Raw genomic sequence first — 1,295 nt, 5'->3', positions numbered from 1 at the left:
GGCGGGTGTCGACCGTTTTCGCGGCCAGCCAGAACTCGAGCTCCACCTGGTAGTCGGCAAGCGCGGTCAGCGCCACGCTGCGCCCCGCGCCGAGCGGCAGGGGCGTGACCATCAGCGCCTTCAGCCAGCCGGAGAGCGGCGTCTGCCAGGCCTGCCAGCCGCGAAGCTGCACCCGGCGCCACAGCATGTCCTCGAAGGCTTCGTCATCATCCAGCGCGGCCTGGAAGCCGCTGCGGCCCGCCCACTCGAGCAGCCCGTGCAGAAAGGTGCCTGGCCCCGGCCCGCGGGGGAACTTGTGCAGGTGAAACGCCTGAGGCTCGGCCAGGTCCCGAGGCTCGTCGAGCACCTCGAAGGCGGTTGCCTCCTGGGCGGTGGCGGGCTCCAGCGGTGCGCTCGAAGGGGCGGTGAGCGTGCCGGAAAGCCGCAGCGCCGAGTAGCTGGCGATCCACCAGTGCTCCCTGGCCGGGCGCGCGGGGGCCCGGGCGTGGCCCAGCGCCTCCGGCGCCTGGGCCGAGGCGAGGCGCTGGGCGGTGGGGTCTGGCGGCGAGGTCACGTTGATCTCGCTGTTTCGGGCAAGCCCTTCCAGCGTCTTTGCAAGCGCTGCCGGGGCGATGGCCTTGCCCGCGTTCAGCAGATAGCCCACGGCGCTCTGCTCGCCCTCCTTGAGCGGGGCCAGGCCCAGCCAAGTGGCGTGGCGGGCGCGGGTGAGCGCCACGTAGAGCTTGCGCAGGTCTTCGCCCAGGCGCTCGCGCTCGGCTGTGGTCAGCGTCTGCTCGTCCGCGTCCAGGCTCAGCTGCAGACGCCCCTCGTCATCGTGCCAGCGCAGCGGAACGTCGGTGGCCTTCACCGGGCGGTGATTGTGGATAAAGGGCAGAAACACCAGCGGATACTCGAGCCCCTTGGACTTGTGGATGGTGACCACCTTGACCAAGTCCGCATCGCTCTCCAGGCGCAACTTGTGGCTGTCGTTCTGGCTCTCCGGGTCCGCCATCGCCTCGAGCAGAAAGCGAATCAGGGCGTGCTCGCCGTCGAGCTCCTGGCTTGCCTGCTGTAGAAGCTCGCCCAAGTGGAGAAGATCGGTCAGCAAACGCTCACCTTCTTCGAACTCGGCCAGCAGCCGCGCGGGAATCGCGAAGTCGACCATCAGCCGGCGCACCAGCGGCAGCACCCCCTGGCGCTGCCATAGCCGGTGGTAGTGGCCGAACTGCACCACCCGCGCCTCCCAGGCCAGCTCGTCTTGCTGCAGGTGGTCGAGCTCGGCAAGGGTCAGGCCCAGCGCCGGGGTGGCAAGCGCC

At 70.0% G+C, this 1,295-nt stretch carries 1 protein-coding gene; it reads right to left on the bottom strand.

Translation table 11 applies throughout. From position 1 onward, the window contains the following. Positions 1 to 1,295: 3'-5' exonuclease (locus BIS11_RS17815; protein WP_301286514.1), on the bottom strand; the 1,295-nt coding region annotated here is incomplete at both ends.

Source organism: Halomonas sp. 707D4 (assembly GCF_024158685.1).
GTDB lineage: Bacteria > Pseudomonadota > Gammaproteobacteria > Pseudomonadales > Halomonadaceae > Vreelandella.
Note: the sequence above shows the minus strand (reverse complement) of the source record. Positions and strands in the feature narration are given on the sequence as shown.